Here is a 20490-nt window from a genome sequence, read left to right on the forward strand (position 1 = left end):
GCCCGCAGGCGGCCGGCCCCGGACACCGGACACCGGCCACGGCCGACCGCGAGAGGCGCGGGGAGGGCGGGGCGGTCGCACGGGGTCAGGTGGGGGGAGTGAGGACCTCGCAGTTCCTGGCGGGGGCGCCCGTCGGCCAGGTCAGGGCGTCGAAGTGGACGTCCTTGGACGTGGGGTCGAGGCTGACCACGGCGACCGCCTTGTCGTACGGGCTGCCGTTGTTGTCGAGGCAGATCATGCCCGTCGCGCCGGCGACGCCGTTCACCGAGTACAGGTTCGCCCCCTGCCGGGCCACGGCCGTGAGCGAGGGCACCGCGTCGCTCCCGGCGCGGTACGCCCGCTTGATCTCCTGCACGGCCGTGTACACCGAGTCGTGGGAGGTCATCGCCCGGGAGTCGGTCCAGCTGACGGCCCCGCCCATGTCCTCGGCCAGCTCGGAGTTCAGCCGCTCCAGCCCGGCCATCTCCTGTCCGGCGGGGGCGTAGAAGGACCGCGCGGCACCCGTCAGGCCGCTGTGGCGCCAGGCGTCGGGATGCCCCGGGGCCGCGTACTGGACGACGACCTTGAGCCGGCCGCGGCTGTCGCGTGCGTCGAGGTCGTGCCAGTCCTTGGCGTCCAGCTGGAGGGCGACCGTGGAGGCGCCCGAGCCGGTGATGACCTTGTAGTTCCGCCGGGCGCACGGCGTCTGGGCCATGGCGCCGAGGAAGATCCGCAGATGCAGCGGGCGGCCGGCGAAGTAGACGTTGCGCGCGCCCATGTCGCAGAGCGCGGGCAGCATCTGCGCGAACTGGTCGGCGGTGTCGCCGGCCTCGTCGGGCCCCGGGGAGGTGAAGACCCGGTTCTTGGTGGGGATCGTCACGACCTGGCGGAAGGCGTCGGCGAGGGAGGCGTTGTAGGTGTCGCCGGGGCGGTCGTCCACGATCAGGACGGAGTCGCCCGCCGAGGTGCCGCGGTCGTACCGGACCAGGGCGCGGGCCTGCTCGGAGTTGGTGGGGACGATGCGGACCATGCCGGGATAGCGCTCCCGCCGCTTCCCGCCCGGCGCGTTGCTCAGGTCGTCGGCGGTGAGGGGGCCGCCGACGACGGGGATGCCGTGCTCCACGGTGAGGGTGCGCAGGGCGCGTTCGGTGCTGTCGACGCTGAGGTTGAACCCGGTGACCGCGCGCAGGTTCTGGCCGGAGTCGCGGGACATGGCGACGAGGGTGTCGGTGACCGGCCTCTCATGGGCGTAGTCCCATCCCGGGTTGGCGAGGACGAGCCGGATGGCCGGCCGCAGGACGCCCCATCTGCGGCTGTGGTTGGCCTCGTACTGGGCGAGGTAGGCGCCCTTCACCTCGTTGGCCACCTGCCGCTTCTCGGGTTCGGTGGCGGGGGTCATCGGCAGCATCAGCGCCACCGTCGCGTACAGGCCCGTCCGCTCGGCGCGCTCGTTCTCCCGCGCGATCCCGCGGGAGACCTTCGCCAGGCCGGGCAGGAAGGCGTCCGCCGAGGCGCCGTCGGTGACGCCGACGCACTGGCCGTCCACCTCGACCAGCTTCGGCCGCAGGGACATGCCCTGCCCGCAGCCGAGGCCGCCCGCGACGGTGGGGCCCGCCACCAGTCCGGCGGCCACCAGGCCGAGGACGGCCGCGCCGGACAGGCCGACGGCCAGCGGTCCGCCGCCGGACAGGTTCAGCGGCCGCCCCGGCTCCGCTGCCTCCTCCGGCCCGGGCAGGACGAAGGCGGTCCGGCCGGTTCGCGCGCCGCTCACCACGCCCTCGACGACGGCGATCTCCTCGCCCGGTCCGGCGCCGGTGTGGGCCACCACGACGGGGCAGCTGCGGCGGGGCACCGGGACGCCCGTCTGGTCCTGCCGCAGATGCCGCAGCAGTGCGCCGCCCGCGGTCCCCGGCTCGGCGCGCGGCATCAGCAGCAGCGGCAGCCGGGACCGGTTCAGCCGGCGCCCGAGGTGGTAGTAGGCGTCGACGTCCGCCAGGAACGCGTCCGTCAGCCACTGGTCCCAGATCTCGCGGGGCTCGTCCCGCACCCGGCACAGGGCCAGGTACATCATCTGCGGTCCGGGGGCGTCCAGCTTCCTCTGCAGCCAGGTGCGCGCGGGCCGGTGCACCCATACGTGCCGGACGAGCCACTCGACGAGCGGTACCAGCGTCAGGCCGGCGAGGACCGCGCCCGTGGTGTAGAGGGCCGCCGCCCCCCTCAGGTCCTCCTGGAGCGCGTGGCCCCGCAGCCGGTTGAGTTCGTTGAGCAGGCCGCCCCGCTCGTCGTAGGCCGCGCGCTCGCACCTTCGCTGGAGCTCGCGTACCTGGGTGGCGCCGCAGCCGCCCGCCGGATCGCTCCAGGCGCGGTAGGCCTGTTCGGCCATCCGGAAGCGGCGGAACCGGATCGGGCGTCGGCGCCGGCACATGCCCCGGATGCCGTACCAGTCGGCGACATCGCTCAGCAGCTCGGCGACGCACGAGGCGCCGGCCGCGCCGTCCTGGAACCGCCCCGGGTGGTTGACCGGTAACCGGCCGCCGTTCTCGGCGAGGCCGAGCATGAGGGCCAGGGCGTCCCCGGGCTCGCCGCCGCGCAGCTCCACCACCACCGGCCCGGGCGCCCGGCCCCGTACACGCCGGCGACCCCACCACCGTCCGGCACCGGCCAGCTCCGCCACCGCCTCGGCGAGCACGCCCGCCGCCCCCGACCAGATGCGCCTCATGTCCGCCCGCTCCCCCGTTGTCCGCGCCGCGTTGGACGTGTGGGGGAACCTACCGCCCCATGCCCCCCGGCAACCGACAATGCACCTAAAAATCACGGTAGTTGACATGGCTCGCGCACCGCCGTCGGGACGGCCCGTGGCGGCTACGCCATTCGTGTGCGCCGTCTTGACCGCCTCCGGGGGCCCTCCTATGGTCGCGCTACCGCATCGGACGTAGGACGTCCTATCTCCCACCTCGCTCCCCCTCTTCCGCACCCACACCGCTGGAGGACCCGTGCGCGACGACGACGTGACCCCCGACGTGCCGGCACCGCGCCGCCGGTCGTTCCTGACGTGCGCCGGGGCCCTGGGGGCGGGCGCGGTACTGGCGGGCTGTTCGGCCGGGCCGCAGTCCACGAACGACACCGGCGGCGGCAGGGGGAGGGACCGGACGCTGACCGCCGTGATCGGCTACGGCAACGACGGCAGCTGGGACCCGACGCAGACGGCGTCCGCCTTCGCGATGGCCGCCAACAACCACGTCTACGAGGGGCTGCTGGACACCGACCCGATCAGCCGGGCGCCGTATCCGGCGCTCGGCACCGGGGTGCCGGCGGATCCGGGCGCGACGACCTGGCGGTTCACGCTCCGCCCGGGCGCCGCCTTCCACGACGGCAGGCCGGTCACCGCCGACGACGTCGAGTTCGTCTTCGACCGCATCCTGGATCCGGGGACCCAGACCCTCGCCAAGGGCTTCTTCGCCGGCTGGCTGGAGAGCGTGCGGAAGACCGACGCGCGCACCGTCGAGCTGAAGCTCAGATTCCCCTTCCCCGACGGACTCTCCCGGCTCACCCTGGCCAAGGTCATGCCCCGGCACGTCTTCTCCCGGCCCGGCGCCTGGGACGACGCGGTCAGGGGGCTCGCGGTGGGCTCGGGACCGTACCGGCAGACCGCGCACCACCCGAAGTCGAACACCACCTTCGAGGCGTTCGCCGCCTACAACGGCCCCCGCAGGCCCGCCTTCCGGAAGATGAACTGGCTGACGATAGTGGACGCGGCACCGCGCGTCGCGAGGATCTCCGGGACCGGGGCCGGCGCCCAGATCGCCGACAACATCCCCTACGCCGACATCCCCCGCCTGGAGCGGGGCGGGCTGAAGGTCGACGGCGGCGCCGGGATGAACAACCTGTTCCTGATGTTCAACACCCGGCGCAAGCCCTTCGACGACGTGCGGGTGCGGCAGGCGCTGCACTACGCGATCGACGCCGAGAAGATGGTGCGGGTGGCGCTGAAGGGGCACGGGAGGCCCGCGTCCTCCTTCCTCGACGAGGGCAACCCCGGCTACCGGCGGGCGCGAACCGTCTACGGCCACGATCCGGCGAAGGCCAGGGCACTGCTCAGGGCCGCCGGCGTGGAGGACCTGCGGGTCGAGCTCCTCGCGGTCGACGTCAGCTGGATCGTGGACTGTCTGCCGACCATCAAGTCCTCCTGGGACGCGATCGGCGTGACGACGACCCTGGCGCCGCAGGAGACCACGGCCGTGTTCACCAAGATGGACCAGAAGCGGGACTACCAGGTGGTGGCGGCGGCCTCCAACCCCAACCAGTTCGGTCTCGACGCCGACCTGATCATGCACTACAACTACGGCCCCGGGAACCTGTGGATGGGGTACACGCGATGGGCCGGCCACCGGGACGCCAAGCGGCTCTTCAGGGACATGGACCGGGCGACCCGGGAGCCGGACCCGGCGCGGAAGAAGGCGATGGTCCAGGACTACATCGACGTCGTCGCCGAGCAGGCCGTGCTGTATCCGGTGGTCCACAACGAGCTGATGACCGCCTGGGACCCGCGCCGGCTCACCGGCATAAGGGCCCAGCCCTACCCGGGCGTCAACCTCCTCCAGGCGCACTGGGTCTGACGGCATGACGGCCGTCGTACGGATCCTGCTGCGCCGTGTCGCGCTGCTGGTGCCGCTGCTGCTCGGGATCGTGCTGTTCGTGTTCCTGGTGATGCGGTTCTCGGACGTGGACCCCGCCTCCGCGTTCTTCCAGGGCGCCAATCCGACCCCCGGGCAGCTGCACGACTTCCGGGAGCGGGGCGGGCTGCTGGACCCGCTGCCCGTGCGGTACGTCCACTTCGTCGCCGGCGTGCTCCACGGCGACCTCGGCACCAGCGCCCTGACCCGGTCCCCGGTCGTCGACCAGGTCACCACCGCCCTGCCGCTCACCCTTCAGCTGACCTTCCTGGGGCTCGGCATCGCGGTGGTGCTGGCGCTGGCCGGCGGGGTCACGGCGGCGGTGTACCGGGACCGGCTGCCGGACCAGGTCATCCGGGTGGTGTCGCTGGTCGGGGTCGCCGCGCCCGGGTTCTGGCTGGCGCTGCTGATGATCCAGTACCTGGCGGTGGACCGGGGCTGGTTCCCGACCGGCGGCTACGTCAACCCGGCCGACTCCCTCACCGGCTGGCTGCGCACCATGGCGCTGCCCGCGCTGGCCCTGTCCCTGCCGGTGGCCGCCCAGCTGACCCGGATCGTGCGGACGTCGATGGTGGAGGAGCTGGACCGGGACTACGTCCGGACCGCGATCGGGAACGGGCTGCCGCCCCGGGTCGTCGTGGGGCGGAACGTGCTGCGCAACGCCCTCGTCAATCCGCTCACGGTGCTCGGCCTGCGGGTCGGTTATCTGCTGGGCGGCGCGGTCGTCATCGAGACGATCTTCGCGCTGCCCGGCATGGGCAAGCTGATGATCGACGCCGTGCGCAACGGCGACCCGGCCGTCGTCCAGGGCGTCGTCCTCACCACGGCGACCGGGTTCGTCGTCGTCAACCTCGTCATCGACCTGCTCTATCTGCTCGTCAACCCACGGCTGAGGGCGGCCTGATGGTCACGCGCACGAGCCTTGCGGAACGGCTCCTCCGGCCCGGCGTCCGGCCGAGGGGATGGCGTCGGCTGCCACCGTCGTCGAAGGCCGCCGTCTGCTTCCTGGCCCTGGTCGCCCTGGTCGCCGTACTCGCCCCGCTGCTCGTCCCGGACGACCCGCTCGACCAGCTGGACCCGGTGGACGGCACCGGGCATCCGTCCGCCGCGCACTGGATGGGGCAGGACAGCCTCGGCCGGGACGTCCTGAGCCGGCTGATGTACGGCGCCCGCTGGTCGCTCGCGATCGGACTGGGCGCGACCGCGCTCGCCCTGGTCGCCGGGGCGCTGCTCGGGACGCTGGCCGCCACCTCCCGCAAGGGCGTCGACGAGACGCTGATGCGCTGCCTGGACGTGGTGATGGCGTTTCCGGGCATCGCGCTCGCGGCCGTGCTGGTCGCCGTGTTCGGCGGCGGGATCGGCGTGCTGATCTGCGCGATCGCCTTCCTGTTCACCCCGCCGGTGGCCCGCGTCGTGCGAGCCAACGTCCTGGACCAGTACGGCGAGGACTACGTCACCGCCGAGCGGGTCATCGGCGCCCGCACCCCGCACATCGTGCTGCGGCACGTGGCCGTCAACTGTGCGGCCCCGGTGCTGGTGTTCTGCACGGTCCAGGTCGCGGAGGCCATCGTCTTCGAGGCGTCGCTGTCCTTCATCGGCGCGGGCGTGCGACCCCCGGCCCCGTCCTGGGGCAGTGTCATCGCCGACGGCAGGAACATGGTGCTGACCGGCGGCTGGTGGGCGACCCTCTTCCCCGGGCTGCTGATCCTGCTCACCGTGCTGGCGCTGAACGTGCTGTCCGAGGGCGTCTCCGACGCCTGGGCGGCCCCGGTGCCCCGCGAGGTCGAGGTGCCCGCCGACCGGTCGCGAACGCCGGAGCCGGGCGGCGGCGAGGTGTTGCGGCTGCCCGGGCTGGCCGAGGCCGCCCGGCGGCTGCGCTCGCGCGCCCGGCCCCTGCCCGGCCGGGACGGACAGCCGGTGCTCGCCGTGGAGAACCTCGCCATCGGTTTCCCGGACCGGCACCGGGGCGTCGACGTCGTCGACGGCGTCGGTTTCGACGTGTACCCCGGTGAGGTGCTGGGCCTGGTGGGCGAGTCGGGTTGCGGGAAGTCGCTGACCGCGCTGACCGTCATGGGGCTCCAGCCGAAGGGCGCCCGGATCGGCGGCCAGGTCCGGTTCGGGGGGCGGGACCTGCTGGCCGAGCCCGCGCGGGTACGGCGGCGGCTGCTCGGACACGAGATGGCGATGATCTATCAGGACGCCCTGTCCTCGCTGAACCCGGCCATGACCGTCCGCGCCCAGTTGAGGCAGCTGGTTCGGCGCGGCGGCCGGCGCGGTCCCCGTGAGCTGCTGTCGCTGGTCGGCCTCGACCCGGAGCGCACCCTGCGCAGTTATCCGCACGAACTCTCCGGCGGCCAGCGCCAGCGCGTGCTGATCGCCATGGCCCTGTCCCGCGACCCGAGGCTGATCATCGCCGACGAGCCGACGACCGCCCTGGACGTCACCGTGCAGGCCCAGGTCATGGAGCTGTTGCTGCGGCTTCGCGCCGAGCTGGGGTTCGCGCTGGTCCTGGTCTCGCACGACCTGGCCCTGGTCGCCGACGTCACCGACCGGGTCGCGGTGATGTACGGCGGGCGGATCGTGGAGAGCGGGGTGACGGCCGACCTGGTGGCGGCGCCGGCCCACCACTACACGCGTGGCCTGCTGGGCAGCGTGCTCTCGCTGGAGTCGGCCGAGGACCGGCTGACGCAGATCAGGGGGGTCGTCCCGGCACCCGCCGACTTCCCGGCGGGCTGCCGGTTCGCGGACCGCTGCCCGCTGGCCACACCGGTGTGCCACACCCACGTCCCGGATCTCACGGGCACCCCCACGCACACGGCCGCCTGCCACCACCCGGCGGTGCGGCCGGAGTCGGCGGAGAACGAGGAGGCACTCCAGTGACCGCTGTGGTCGAGGTGCGCGACGCCCATGTCGTCCACAAGGCGCGCGGCGGCGGCCTGTTCGGCCGGGAGCGGGTGTACGCGCTCACCGGCGCCGATCTGCGCGTCGGCGCCGGTGAGACGGTGGGCGTGGTCGGCGAGTCGGGGTGCGGGAAGTCCACCCTGGCCAAGGTGCTGGTCGGTATCGAGCGGCCGGTCTCGGGGACGGTGGCGTTCCGGGGCCGGGACCTGTGGGCGATGCCGCCCGCCGAGCGCCGGAGCACGGTCGGCGCCGGCACCGGGATGATCTTCCAGGACCCGTCGACGGCCCTGAACCGCCGGCTGCCGGTGCGGCGCGTCCTGCGCGACCCGCTCGACGTCCACCAGCGGGGCACCAGGCCCGAGCGGGAGGACCGGGTCAGGGAGCTGATGGCGCTGGTCGGTCTCCCCGGGGCGCTCGCCGACGCCCTGCCCGGGCAGCTGTCCGGCGGGCAGCGGCAGCGGGTCGCCATCGCCCGCGCGCTCGCCCTGGACCCCGCGCTGGTCGTCGCCGACGAGCCGACCAGCGCGCTGGACGTCTCGGTCCGCGCACAGATCCTGAACCTGCTGCTGGACCTGCGCGAACGCCTCGGTCTCGCCCTGGTGTTCGTCTCGCACGACATCCAGACGGTCCGGCGAATGAGCGACCGGGTGGTCACCATGTACCTCGGCCGGATCGTGGAGGAGGCTCCGGCCGACCGGGTCACCGACAGCGCCCGGCACCCGTACACCCGCGCCCTGTTCTCCGCCACGCCCGGCCTGCTGGACCCCGTCGAGCCGATCGCGCTGACCGGTCCGGTGCCCTCGGCGACCCGGCCGCCGAGCGGCTGCCCGTTCCGCACCCGCTGCTGGCGGGCGGACGGGGTGTGCGCGGAGTCGATGCCGCACTTCTCGGCCGCGTCACGGCCCGGACACCGCTACCGCTGTCACCATCCTGTGCAGGAGGACCAGCCGACCCGAGACCTAGCGCGCCAGGAGCCCTGAATGACCTTCCCCGCCCCGCTCAGCGGTGTCGTCCCGCCCGTCTGCACGCCTTTGACGCCGGAGCGTGAGGTGGACGTGCCCTCGCTGCTGCGGCTGGTCGACCATCTCGTGGAGGCGGGGGTGCACGGGCTGTTCCTGCTCGGCTCGACCTCGGAGGCGGCCTTCCTGACGGACCGGCAGCGCAGGCAGGTGGTGGAGTGTGTGACGGCCCACGTGGGGGGCCGGCTGCCGGTCCTCGCCGGTGCCATCGACATGACCACCCCGCGGGTGCTCGAACACGTCTCGGCGGTCACCGCGGCGGGCGCCCAGGCGGTCGTCGTCACCGCCCCCTTCTACACCCGCACCCATCGCGCGGAGATCGTCCACCACTACCGCCGCGTCGCCGCCGCGAGCCCCGTCCCGGTCATCGCCTACGACATCCCCATGGCCGTGCACGAGAAGCTCCCCGCGGACCTGGTGCTGGGGCTCGCCGGGGACGGCGTCCTGGCCGGGATCAAGGACTCCAGCGGCGATCTGGCGGCCTTCCGCGAGGTCGTCACGGGCGCCCGCGCGCACCCCGGCTTCAGCGTCCTGACCGGCTCCGAGCTGGTCGCCGACGCCGCGCTGGCGCTGGGCGCCGACGGGATGGTGCCGGGCCTGGCCAACGTCGACCCGCACGGGTACGTGCGTCTCTACCGGCAGTGCCGGGCGGGCGACTGGGAGGGGGCGCGGGCCGAACAGGAGCGGCTGTGCGCGCTGTTCGCCATCACCCGCGCGGGCGACCCGGCGCGGATGGGCGGTGGTTCCTCGGCGCTGGGCGCGTTCAAGGCGGCGCTGCACCTGCGCGGGATCATCGCCTGCCCGGCGACGGCCGAGCCGCAGGTCCCGCTGTCCGGCGAGGAGACCGAGAGGATCGCCAAGTCCCTGGCCACGGCGGGGCTGCTCTAGGGCCTGGGCACGCGCAGGCGGCGGAAGCGGAGCGTCTCGTAGGGGCCGGCGGTCCCCGTCTCGTAGAGGAGACCGGTGGTGGTGGCGTCGAGCTGGACGAGGTCGGAGTAGGCGGCCGGGCGGTCCGGGAGGGTGAGCAGCCTGGTGAAGGTGCGGCCGGCGTCCGTGCTGGACCACACGGCCATCGCGCGGCGGGCGGTGGGCACGGACGGACCGGAGAAGAGCAGGGGCGCTCCGGCGCCGCGCAGTTGCAGGACGCTGCCCTGGACGACCGGGACCTCGTTCAGGGTGGGCTGGACGGCGTAGGGGCGGTCGAGGGTGCGGCCGCCGTCGCTCGAGTAGCTGTCGAGGCGGTTGCCGGGGGCGGTGCCGTTCTGGTCGCGGGCGCTGAAGTAGAGGCGTCCGTCGGGGAGCTGGGTGGCGCTCGACTCGTTGGCGTTGGTCTCGCCGTCGTAGACCGCGTCCACGAAGCCCAGGTGCCAGGTGCGGCCGCCGTCGTCGCTGTAGAGGGCGTGGCCGCCGTAGTACGCGGGTTCCCGGCCGGTGTCGTGGGAGCCCGGGGGCGGGGCCGCGGAGTGGTCGGCGGGGACCAGCAGCCGGCCGGCGTGCGGGCCCCTGAGGAGGGCGACGGCGTGGCCGGGGCCGGTGGCGTACCAACGCCAGCCCGGCGGTTTCACCTCGGCCGTGATGTCGGCCGGTGGCGTGAAGTGGCGGCCGTCGTCCAGGCTGCGCTGCACGAACACCCGGCGGCCCCGCTCGGGTGTGACCTCGCCGCGCATGATCTGCGCCTCCGTCACGGTCCCGGCGTTGGCGCAGGTCACCAGGACGACCGCTCCGGTGAGCGGGTCGACGACCGGCGCCGGGTTGCCCCGGGTGTGTCCCCGCCCGGCGGTCGCCACGGTCAGCCGGCCCCAGGTGCAGCCGCCGTCGGTGGAGCGGCGCACCACGACGTCGATGTCACCGGTGTCGCCCGGGCCGTCGCGCCGGCCCTCGGCGAAGGCCAGCACCGCGCCGTGCCGGGTGCGCACCGTGGCGGGGACGCGGAAGGTGTCGTAGCCGTCCTGGCCGGCCGTGTACGGCACCGAGGAGACACAGCCCGCCGTGGCGTGCGCGGAAAGGCGGACGGTGAGCGGGGTGAGCGAGGTGAGGAGTGCGAGGGTGGTGAGGAGGGAGCGGCTCAGCGGTGTCACGCACCCATGCTCCCCGGAATCACCAGCCCCGACTCGTAGCCGACGATGACCAGCTGGGCCCGGTCACGGGCGCCGAGTTTGCCCATGATCCGGCTGACGTGGGTCTTGGCGGTGAGCGGGCTCAGCCCCAACGCCTCGGCGATCTCGGTGTTGTTCAGGCCCCGCGCGACCAGCGTCAGCACCTGCCGCTCCCGGTCGGACAGGCACTCCGGGCCGCCCGTGGCCGGTACCGAGGGGCTGCGCAGGAACCGCTCGATCAGCCGCGCGGTGGGCCCCGGTGAGAGCAGTGCCTCGCCTGCCGCGACGGTGCGGATCGCGTCGAGGAGGTCGGCCGGCCGGGTGTCCTTGACCAGGAAGCCGGAGGCACCGGCGCGCAGGGCGTCGACGATGTGCTGGTCGGTGTCGTAGGTGGTGAGGACCAGCACCCGCACCCCGGCCAGGTCCTCGTCGGCGGCGATGCGCCGGGTGGCCTCGATGCCGTCAAGGCCGGGCATGCGGATGTCCATCAGCACCAGGTCGGCACGTGCGGTGCGGGCGAGGTCGACGGCCTCGGCGCCGGTGCCCGCCTGGCCGACGACCACCATGTCCGGCGCGGACTCCACGAGCATCGCGAACGCGGCCCGTACCAGGGTCTGGTCGTCGGCGAGCAGCACTCTGACCGGTCTCATGCGCTCTCCCCCAGCGGCAGCAGGGCCCGTACCTCGAAGCCGGGGCCGTCGGCGCGCGGCCCGGCGTCGACCGTGCCGCCGACGCTGCGGGCCCGCTCCCGCATGCCGAGCAGCCCGAAGCCGGGCGTGCGACGCTCGCCGTCGGCGCCCGTGCCGTCGTCGGTGACCCGGACCCGCAGGGCGCCCTCCTCCTCGTGGACACGCACGCGCACCGAGAGGCCGTCCCGGCCGCCGTGCCGCACAGCGTTGGTGAGCGCCTCCTGGACGATGCGGTAGGCGGCCGCGCCCACGGCGGGCGGCACCTCGCCGGCCGTCAGCGACAGGTCGACGTCGGCACCGGCTGTCCGCGCCAGGTCGGTGAGGCCGTGCAGGCCGGGCAGCGGGCCGCGGGCGTCGGGGTCGGCGGGGTCGCCGGGGTCGCGCAACACCCCGAGGGTGGTGCGCAGTTCACCGCGGGCCGTGCGGCAGGTCTCGGCGATGTCCTCCAGGGACCGGGCCACCGCCGCCCGGTCCAGGCGGTCGGGGTCGGCGGCCAGCACGTGTGCGGCGACCGAGGTCCGCACGCCGATCAGGGTGATGCTGTGGGCGAGCAGGTCGTGCAGGTCGCGGGCGATGCGCAGACGTTCCTCGGCGACCCGGCGGCGGGCCTCCTCCTCACGGGTGCGCTCGGCGCGCTCGGCCCGGTCCAGCGCGGCGGCGGCGTTCTCCCGGTGGGCGCGGATGTAGCCACCGAGGACGAGCATGGAGACGATCCAGCCGGTGATCTGGAAGGTCACCGTCAGCCCGGCCATCCCGTGGTCGATCTTCAGCACGACCATGAGCGCGACGACCGCGCAGCCGACGACGGCCGTGCGCCGGGGGCCGCCGGTCACCGCCACGGTGTAGAGGATCACCATGGAGGCGGCGGTCGGCGCGGAGTGGTTGTAGTCCTGCTGGTGGTAGACCGCGATCGACGCGATCATGATCGTCAGCGTGGTCAGCGGGGCCCGCCGGCGCCAGACCAGCGGGACGTGCAGGAAGAGCAACAGCGACCAGCCGAGGGCGTCGGGGTGCCGGCCGCTGCCGACGGTGACGGCGACGACGCCGGCGAGCGCGGCGAGACAGGCGGCGAGGCAGGCGTCCTGCCGGGCGGGGTCGAGGGAGGCGAAGGCCTGCCGGGGCCGGGTGACGGTGGTGGATGCCATGGTTGCCTGCACGGGTTCATCCTCCGTCACGGGCTCACGGGTTCCGGTGTGCGGTCCGCTGCCGGCACCGGACGCGACAGCCGGCCGGGCCACCAGATCGCCCGTCCGAGGGCCACGCTCGCGCCGGCCACCAGACAGGTGCGGACGAGGAAGGTGTCCAGGAGCACACCGGCGGCGATGACGAAGCCCAGCTCGACCAGCGGGACCAGGCCCATGTTCGTCAGCACGGCGAAGGTGGCGGCGAGGACCAGTCCGGCGGAGGCGACGACCCCGCCGGTGGTGCGCAGGGCGGTCAGCGCGGCCTGGGCCGGCTCGGCTCCCGCGAGGGACTCCTCCCGCATCCGGTGGGTGAGGAAGATGCCGTAGTCGACGCCGAGGGCGACCAGGAAGACGAAGGACAGCAGGGCGAGTCCGGGATCGGTGCCGGTGAAGCCGAACAGCGGGCCGAAGACCAGACCGCCGAGCCCGAGGGCCGCGCCCCACACGGCGACCACGGCGGCCACCAGGACCAGCGGCGCCACCAGGGAGCGCAGCAGCGCGACGAGGATCAGCAGCACGCACACCAGGACGACCGGCACGACCACGAGCCGGTCCCGGGCGTCGGTGTCGCGCAGGTCGAGCTGCTGGGCGCTGGGGCCGCCGACGTACGCGCCGGGCAGCCGGTGCCGCAGTGCCTCGATGGTGGCGGTCTCGGCGGCGGACTGGGGCGGCGCGGACGCGGTCACGGTGATCTCGGTCCAGCCGCCGCCGGTGCGGCCCTTGTGCGCCTCGGCCACGCCCCGGGTGCTCCCGGCGGCGGCCAGGGCCGCGTCGGCGCGTGCGGCCGGGGCGAGGACCTCGATGGGCTGCGCGGACCGCTTCGGGTAGGCCTCGGCGACGGTCCGCAGTGCGGTGACGGACTCGGGGCGGTCCACGAAGGTGTCCAGCTGGGCGAGGGCGCCGGGCAGGTTCAGGGTGCCGAGCGCGAGGGCGCCGAGCAGGGCGGTGCCGCAGGCGAGGACGGTCAGCGGGCGGCGGCCGGCCAGGGCGCCCATGGCCGTGAACGGGGAGCGGCGGGCCGGGGGCGTGCTGCCGTGGGCGGGGATCAGCGGCCAGAACAGCCGGCGGCCGAGCAGGACCAGGACGGCCGGTAGCAGCGTCAGCATGGCGGCGAGCGCGCACAGCACGCCGACGGCGCCGAGCGGGCCCATGCCCCGGCTGGAGTCGAGGTCGGCGGCGAGCAGGCACAGCAGGCCCGCGGCGACCGTGCCGGAGGAGGCGAGGACGGCGGGCCCGCAGCCGCGCAGGGCGGCCCGCATGGCGTCGTACGGCCGGGCGTGGCATCGCAGTTCCTCGCGGTAGCGGGCGACGAGGAGCAGGGCGTAGTCGGTGCCGGCGCCGAGGACGAGGATGGTCATGATGCCGGCGCTCTGGCCGGAGACCGTGGTGCCGAAGGCCTGGTGGAGTCCGTAGGCGGCCGCCCGGGCGAGGAGGTCGGCGAGGCCGGCGGCGAGGAGCGGGACCAGCCACAGCAGCGGGCTGCGGTAGATGAGGATCAGCAGGACCGCGACGACGCCGACCGTGGTGTACAGCAGGGGGCCGCCGAGGGAGGCGTAGACGGTGCCGGCGTCGGTGGCGAGGGCGGCGGGGCCGCCGACCCGCGCCGTCAGCCCGTTCTCGCCGTGGACGGTCCGGCGGACGTCGTCGACGAAGGCGTCCCGCTTCTTCTCGTCCGTGCCGGGCTCGTCGCTGGCGACCGGGTAGAGGAGGGTGGTGCCGTCGGCGGAGGGGATGCCTCGCGGGGTGCCGGTCAGCGCGTGCCGGTGGGCGACGGCCGCCACCTGTGCGGCCGCGGTGGCCCGGTCGGCGGGGGTGAGTTCGCCGGTGCGCCGGTAGACGAGGACGAGTTCGGTGCTCTCCCCGCCCGGCAGCCGGTCCTGTAGCCGGGCGACCCGGGTGGAGTCGGCGGACGCCGGGAGGTAGTCGGTGGCCCGGTCGTGCTGGACGTCGGCGAGTCGGGCGGCGAACGGCGCCGCCGCGGCCAGCAGGACCATCCACAGCCCCAGCACCAGCCAGGGCAGCCTTCTGTCGCTCCGTGTTGTCGCGGCCCTCATGGAAACGGGCCTCCCCTCCGCGTCGGTTGTCCGGATACGGCTTCCAGACTTCCGGCGGGAGGGCAGGCGATCGTCGGGCGTGCGGGCGAGTTCGGGCGTACTGCCCGGGGTGGCCTCGGGGCCCGGTTACTCCCCGGGGAGTAGGGCCGGGTCTTTCGGCAGCGGGGAGGCCGGGGTGCTCAGGAGGGCGTCCGGGCCGCGGCCAGCAGGCGGGTCACGTCGTCGGTGCGCAGGGTCAGGGCCGTGCCGATGGTGGTGAGGGCGTCGCGTTCGGCCGGGGTGTAGGGGCCGTCGGCCAGGGCGATGCGGGCGGCCTTGAGGAGCAGGGACTCGCGGCCGGCCGCCGCGAGGTGCGGGGCGAGGGGGTCGAGGGCCTCGTGCAGCTCTATGGTCAGGCCGGCGCCGCACGGCTGCTCGAAGACCCGGCCGGTGTCGGCGGCGAGGGCCTCGACGAGGGCGGCCAACTGCTCCTCGGTGCAGCCGTCGAAGCCGGCGGCGCGGACCGCCGAGGCGGCCGTCTCCAGGGCCGTACGGGAGCAGGTGCCGCCCGCGGCGAGGACGGCGAGGGCGATGGTGTGCACGGCGTCGCGGAGCATCCCGGAGAAGCGGCGGGTGGTGGGGTGGTCGAGGGCGTCGGTGCCGAAGTGGTGGCGGCAGGACGCGCACTCCACGACCGGTCCGGTCGCCCCGCGCGGCAGCACGGGCACGCCGAGCACGGTGAGCCGGCGGCGCCCGGTGAGCCGCTGGTAGTTGCGGTCGCCTCCGCAGCCCGGGCAGTAGAACTCGCCGTCTCCCACGGGTGTCCACGCGGTGCGGGTGCCCAGGATGCGCACAGCCCTGGCGGCACGGTCGTCTCGTCCCCGTACTGGCAGCACGTCGCACCTCCGTAACCACGCGGCATCATCGCCGCGCTGGCGTGATGTTAGCCACATCCTGGAGGCTGAGTCAGTACCCCGTGAGAGACCTTTCTGTGACCTCGCCGGCGCGATGGCCGGGAAACGACGGGCCCCGGCCGCCGGTTACGGCGGCCGGGGCGTCGAAACCACCGGTCAGAGGGGTCAGCGGGTCGCGCGGTTGACGGCCGAGACGATCGCCTTCAGCGACGCACGCGTCGTGTTCGCGTCGATGCCGATTCCCCACAGGACCTTGTCGTCGATCGCGCACTCGATGTACGAGGCGGCCTGCGCGGAGGCGCCCTCGCTCATCGTGTGCTCCTGGTAGTCCAGCAGGCGTACGTCGACGCCGATGGACTGCAGGGCGTCGAAGAAGGCCGAGATCGGACCGTTGCCCGAGCCGGTCAGGACGGTGTCCTCGCCGTCGACGGTGGCCTCGACGGTCAGGGCGTCCACGCCGTCGGTGTCGGTGGTCGACTGGCCGGTCCTGACCTGGATGCGGCCCCACGGGTTGGCGGGGTTGGGCAGGTACTCGTCCTGGAAGGCCGCCCAGATGTCCTTCGGCGTGATCTCGCCGCCGTCGGCGTCCGTCTTCGCCTGGATGATCTTCGAGAACTCGATCTGCATCCGGCGGGGCAGGTCCAGCTTGTGGTCGTTCTTCAGGACGTAGGAGATTCCGCCCTTGCCGGACTGCGAGTTGACGCGGATGACGGCCTCGTAGGAGCGGCCGACGTCCTTGGGGTCGATGGGCAGGTACGGCACCGCCCATTCCAGGTCGTCGACGGTGACGCCCTTGGCCTTCGCGTCGGCCTCCATGGCGTCGAAGCCCTTCTTGATGGCGTCCTGGTGGGAGCCGGAGAAGGACGTGTAGACCAGGTCGCCCACGTACGGGTGGCGCGGGTGGACCTCCATCTGGTTGCAGTACTCCCACGTACGACGGATCTCGTCGATGTCGGAGAAGTCGATCTGCGGGTCGACGCCCTGCGAGAACAGGTTCATGCCCAGGGTGACCAGGTCGACGTTGCCGGTGCGCTCGCCCTGTCCGAACAGGCAGCCCTCGACACGGTCGGCGCCGGCCATCAGGGCCAGCTCGGCCGCGGCCACGGCGGTGCCGCGGTCGTTGTGCGGGTGGACGGACAGGCAGACGAACTCGCGGCGGGAGAGGTTGCGGTGCATCCACTCGAAGCGGTCCGCGTGCGTGGAGGGGGTCGAACGCTCCACGGTGGCGGGCAGGTTGAGGATGATCTCGCGGCCCGGGCCCGGCTGGTAGACGTCCATGACCGCCTCGCAGACCTCCAGGGCGAAGTCCAGCTCGGTGTCGGTGAAGATCTCCGGGCTGTACTGGTAGCCGAACTCGGTCTCCGGGCCCAGCAGCTTCTCGGCGTACTCCATCACCAGGCGGGTGCCGTCGACGGCGATCTGCTTGATGTCGTCCTTGGAGCCGCGGAAGACGACCCGGCGGAAGACCGGGGCGGTCGCGTTGTACAGGTGGACGGTGGCCCTGCGGGCGCCCTTGAGGGACTCCACGGTCCGCTCGATCAGGTCCTCACGCGCCTGGGTCAGCACGGAGATGGTCACGTCCTCGGGGATCGCGCCCTCTTCCTCGATGATCGAGCGCACGAAGTCGAAGTCGGTCTGGCCGGAGGCGGGGAAGCCGACCTCGATCTCCTTGTAGCCCATGGCGACCAGCTGGTCGAACATGCGCCGCTTGCGCTCGGGCGACATCGGGTCGATCAGGGACTGGTTGCCGTCGCGCAGGTCGGTGGAGAGCCAGCGGGGAGCGGCGGTGATCCGCTCGCCGGGCCAGGTGCGGTCCGGGATGTCGACCTGCTCGTAGCGGCCGTACTTGTGGATCGGCAGAGAACTGGGCTGCTGGCGATTGACCATGATGCGTAAGGCTCCTCAGGGTGTCCGGAAGGACGGCCGACGACGCAACGCCAAGCACCGCGGGGAGGGGGTCGGCCTCGACTACAGGCCCTCGCCGCGGCAGCTAAGGAGAAGCAGCCCGAAACGCATGATGCCTCGCAGCCTAGCCGAGCCGCCCCGGACGCGGGGACGCGTTCCAGTATGCGGGACCGCCACACCAAAAGGGACAAAAAGTGCGCCGTACCACATCGTCACGGAGCGTGGCGCTCCCTGTCCCGGTATTTCACCAATCATGGTGTCACCTAGTGACATCACCATCACTCAGTGCGATGGTGCGGGCATGACGACCAACGGGGGCTCACAGCCCGTCTTCTGCACGATCGTGCCGCCGCACGTCCTCGACAGGCTCGCGCAGGCCGAGGACCCCGCGCTCGCCGGACCGGCCCGCCGGTCCCTGGAGCACGACGCCTACCAGCGCACCAAGCGGCGCCTGACCACGGTGATCGGCGCGCCCGCCGTCGCCCCGCCCGCCGGAGCCACCGCCGACCGGCCGCACCGCACCATCTACGACGCCGCGCACACCGAGGACCTGCCCGGCACCGAGGTCCGCGCGGAGGGCTCGGACCCCGGCACCGACGCCAGCGTCAACCGCGCCTACGCCGGCCTCGGCGCCACCTTCGAGCTGTATCTGAACGCCTACGGCCGGCACTCCATCGACGGCGAGGGCCTGCCGCTGGACGCCACCGTCCACTACGGCGAGGGCTACGACAACGCCTTCTGGAACGGCGAGCAGATGGTGTTCGGCGACGGCGACAACGAGGTCTTCCTCGACTTCACCATCCCGGTCGACGTCATCGGCCACGAACTGACCCACGGCGTCACCCAGCACACCGCCAACCTCGCCTACTTCGGCCAGTCCGGCGCGCTCAACGAGTCGGTCTCCGACGTCTTCGGCTCGCTGATCAAGCAGTACGCGCTCGGCCAGACCGCCGCCGAGGCCGACTGGCTGATCGGCGCCGGGCTGCTCGCCCCGCGGGTCACCGGCACCGCGCTGCGCTCGATGAAGGCCCCGGGCACGGCGTACGACGACGACGTCCTCGGCAAGGACCCGCAGCCGGCCCGCATGAAGGACTACGTCCACACCGGCCGCGACAACGGCGGCGTGCACATCAACTCCGGCATCCCCAACCACGCGTTCTACCTGCTCGCCACGGCCCTCGGCGGGCGCGCCTGGGAGAGGGCCGGACAGATCTGGTACGACGTGCTGACCGGCGGCGAGCTGAAGGCGGAGGCCCTGTTCACCGACTTCGCCACGCTGACGGTGAAGGCGGCGCGGGAGCGGTACGGCGCGGGGGACGAAGTGCGGGCCGCGCAGAAGGCGTGGGAAGAGGTCGGGGTGCGGACGCTGTAGTTCCGTACTACACAGGGACCCATGCGTATTCGAGTACGGCGTACGGGCGGTTTCGCGGGCATCGAGCGCCGGGCCGAGGTGGACACCTCGGGCCGGCCCGACGCCCCCGAGTGGCAGACCCTGGCCGAGCGGGTGCTCGCGTCCGGCGACCGCACACCACCGGCCGGAGTGCCCGACGGCTTCCACTACGAGATCAGCGTGGACGACCGCACGGTCCACGCGGCCGACCCCCGGCTCACCGAGGAGCAGCGGGAGTTGGTGAGCAGGGTGCTGAAGGAGGGGGCCTAGCAGCCGCCGGGAGCGCCGCAGGTGTTCGCCAAGTTCCCTTCCGTGCACGGGCGTTGACGTCGGCTGCCCGGGGTGCGGATGATCCGGTCATGGCGACTGACTCGGGCGCTTCGATCCCCCGTTTCCCGGACGGCTTCCTGTGGGGTGTCTCGACCTCCGCGCATCAGATCGAGGGGGCGGCCGACGAGCGCGAGCCCTCGGTGTGGGACGTGTTCACGGCCGAGCCGGGGCGGGTGAAGGACGGTTCGACGGCGGCGGTGGCCTGCGACCACTGTCACCGCTACCCGCAGGACGTGGCGCTCCTCGCCGGCCTGGGCGTCGACGCGTACCGCTTCTCGGTGTCCTGGCCCCGGGTGAACTCCCCCGGCGGCCTGGACTTCTACGACCGGCTGGTGGACGCGCTGTGCGCGGCGGGCATACGGCCCGTACCCACGCTCTTCCACTGGGACCTGCCCGCCACACTGGACTGGCTGCGGCGGGACACGGCGGACCGGTTCGCCGACCACGTGGGCGTGGTGGCGAAGCGCCTCGGCGACCGGGTCGGCACGTGGATCACCCTCAACGAACCGGCGGAGCACACCCTCCTCGGCCATGCGCTCGGCGTCCACGCCCCCGGCAGGCGGCTGCTCTTCGACGCCCTCCCGGTCGCCCACCACCAGCTCCTCGCCCATGGGCTCGCGGTGCGGGCGCTGCGCGCGGCCGGGGCCCGGGACATCGGCATCGCCAACTCCCACGGCCCGGTCCGGGCCGCCTCGGCGGAGCCGCCCGACGTGGCGGCGGCGGCCTTCTACGACCTCCTGCTCAACCGGCTGTTCGCCGAGCCGGTCGTCCTCGGCCGGTACCCGGAGGGCATGGCCGAACTGATGCCGGGAGACGTGGCGTCCGATCTCGCCGTCATCGCCGAGCCGGTCGACTGGTACGGCGTCAACTACTACGCGCCGACCAGGGTCGGCGCGCCCGGCAGCGGCGACGCCGAGTACGGCGGCATCGCGCTCCCGGCGGAACTCCCCTTCTCCGTACGGGAGATCGAGGGCCACCCGGTGACCGACTTCGGCTGGCCGGTCGTGCCGGAGGGACTCACCGAGCTGCTGTGCGGCTTCCGCGAGCGCTACGGCGAGCGGCTCCCGCCGATCGTGATCACCGAGAACGGCTGCTCCTACGAGGGCATCGACGACCAGGACCGCATCGCCTACCTGGACGGCCATCTCCGGGCCCTGCACGTGGCGCTGGAGGCCGGGGTGGACGTGCGCGGCTACTTCGTGTGGTCCCTGATGGACAACTTCGAGTGGGCGGAGGGGTACGCGCGCCGCTTCGGCCTGGTGCACGTCGACTTCACCACCCAGAAGCGCACTCCGAAGGCGTCCTACCGCTGGTTCCGGGACGTGCTGCGGGCGCAGAGACGACCGCTGTCCGGCTGAGGGCGGCAGGAACCCGCAC

15 protein-coding genes are annotated in these 20490 nt (G+C 73.4%); 8 read left to right on the forward strand and 7 right to left on the reverse strand.

Going from position 1 to position 20490, the window contains the following annotated elements; all coding sequences use genetic code 11:
• Positions 1-85: 85 nt before the first annotated feature.
• The gene (locus ACIBA9_RS26345) at positions 86-2698 is read right to left on the reverse strand and encodes a hypothetical protein (RefSeq protein WP_399366713.1); all 2613 of its coding nucleotides are present in this window, start codon (positions 2696-2698) and stop codon (positions 86-88) included.
• A 274-nt stretch (positions 2699-2972) separates the two neighbouring features.
• Between ACIBA9_RS26345 and ACIBA9_RS26350 the strand changes: the two genes are divergently transcribed.
• From ACIBA9_RS26350 to ACIBA9_RS26370, 5 genes are read left to right on the forward strand one after another with little or no spacing between them, the layout of a single operon-like run.
• Positions 2973-4595 (forward strand): ABC transporter substrate-binding protein, encoded by a 1623-nt coding sequence (locus ACIBA9_RS26350; protein WP_399366715.1) that lies wholly within the window; start codon positions 2973-2975, stop codon positions 4593-4595.
• A 4-nt stretch (positions 4596-4599) separates the two neighbouring features.
• On the forward strand, positions 4600-5556 hold the full coding sequence (locus ACIBA9_RS26355) for an ABC transporter permease (RefSeq protein WP_399366717.1): 957 nt from the start codon (positions 4600-4602) through the stop codon (positions 5554-5556).
• Positions 5556-7532, forward strand: coding sequence for a dipeptide/oligopeptide/nickel ABC transporter permease/ATP-binding protein (locus ACIBA9_RS26360; protein ID WP_399366719.1), 1977 nt, complete (start codon positions 5556-5558; stop codon positions 7530-7532). The genes ACIBA9_RS26355 and ACIBA9_RS26360 overlap by 1 nt, the downstream gene beginning before the upstream one ends.
• On the forward strand, positions 7529-8533 hold the full coding sequence (locus ACIBA9_RS26365; RefSeq protein WP_362156791.1) for an ABC transporter ATP-binding protein: 1005 nt from the start codon (positions 7529-7531) through the stop codon (positions 8531-8533). Before ACIBA9_RS26360 ends, ACIBA9_RS26365 begins: the two co-directional genes overlap by 4 nt.
• Complete coding sequence (locus tag ACIBA9_RS26370) at positions 8534-9460, forward strand: dihydrodipicolinate synthase family protein (RefSeq protein WP_399366722.1); 927 nt, start codon at positions 8534-8536, stop codon at positions 9458-9460. It begins immediately after the preceding gene.
• Here the strand turns inward: ACIBA9_RS26370 and ACIBA9_RS26375 are convergent.
• The 6 genes from ACIBA9_RS26375 to leuA all read right to left on the reverse strand — a co-directional run bounded on the left by ACIBA9_RS26375 (position 9457) and on the right by leuA (position 17375).
• Positions 9457-10650: an exo-alpha-sialidase gene (locus ACIBA9_RS26375; RefSeq protein WP_399366724.1), complete on the reverse strand. Its 1194-nt coding sequence runs from the start codon at positions 10648-10650 to the stop codon at positions 9457-9459. The two genes, ACIBA9_RS26370 and ACIBA9_RS26375, sit on opposite strands and share 4 nt — an antisense overlap.
• Positions 10647-11318, reverse strand: a complete 672-nt coding sequence (locus ACIBA9_RS26380; protein ID WP_362156771.1) for a response regulator transcription factor — start codon at positions 11316-11318, stop codon at positions 10647-10649. The genes ACIBA9_RS26375 and ACIBA9_RS26380 overlap by 4 nt, the downstream gene beginning before the upstream one ends.
• On the reverse strand, positions 11315-12502 hold the full coding sequence (locus ACIBA9_RS26385) for a sensor histidine kinase (protein ID WP_399366726.1): 1188 nt from the start codon (positions 12500-12502) through the stop codon (positions 11315-11317). Before ACIBA9_RS26385 ends, ACIBA9_RS26380 begins: the two co-directional genes overlap by 4 nt.
• Before the next feature lie 26 nt (positions 12503-12528).
• A complete protein-coding gene (locus ACIBA9_RS26390; RefSeq protein ID WP_399366728.1) occupies positions 12529-14595 on the reverse strand; it encodes an MMPL family transporter in 2067 nt (688 codons plus the stop codon).
• Between the two features lie 179 nt (positions 14596-14774).
• A complete protein-coding gene (locus ACIBA9_RS26395; RefSeq protein WP_399366730.1) occupies positions 14775-15470 on the reverse strand; it encodes a TerB family tellurite resistance protein in 696 nt (231 codons plus the stop codon).
• Positions 15471-15653: 183 nt separating this feature from the next.
• Positions 15654-17375 carry a 2-isopropylmalate synthase gene (leuA, locus tag ACIBA9_RS26400; protein WP_399366732.1) on the reverse strand — a complete coding sequence of 574 codons (1722 nt, stop codon included), beginning with the start codon at positions 17373-17375 and terminating at the stop codon, positions 15654-15656.
• A 319-nt stretch (positions 17376-17694) separates the two neighbouring features.
• On the opposite strand from leuA, the gene ACIBA9_RS26405 reads away from it, so the two are divergent.
• The 3 genes from ACIBA9_RS26405 (at position 17695) to ACIBA9_RS26415 (ending at position 20471) form a co-directional block, all read left to right on the forward strand.
• Positions 17695-18765 carry a M4 family metallopeptidase gene (locus ACIBA9_RS26405; RefSeq protein WP_399366734.1) on the forward strand — a complete coding sequence of 357 codons (1071 nt, stop codon included), beginning with the start codon at positions 17695-17697 and terminating at the stop codon, positions 18763-18765.
• A 21-nt stretch (positions 18766-18786) separates the two neighbouring features.
• Positions 18787-19053, forward strand: coding sequence for a protealysin inhibitor emfourin (locus tag ACIBA9_RS26410; protein ID WP_399366736.1), 267 nt, complete (start codon positions 18787-18789; stop codon positions 19051-19053).
• Positions 19054-19142: 89 nt separating this feature from the next.
• A complete protein-coding gene (locus tag ACIBA9_RS26415) occupies positions 19143-20471 on the forward strand; it encodes a GH1 family beta-glucosidase (protein WP_399366738.1) in 1329 nt (442 codons plus the stop codon).
• The last annotated feature ends 19 nt before the right edge of the window (positions 20472-20490 follow it).

Source organism: Streptomyces sp. NPDC051452, assembly GCF_044454765.1.
Taxonomy (GTDB): Bacteria; Actinomycetota; Actinomycetes; order Streptomycetales; family Streptomycetaceae; genus Streptomyces.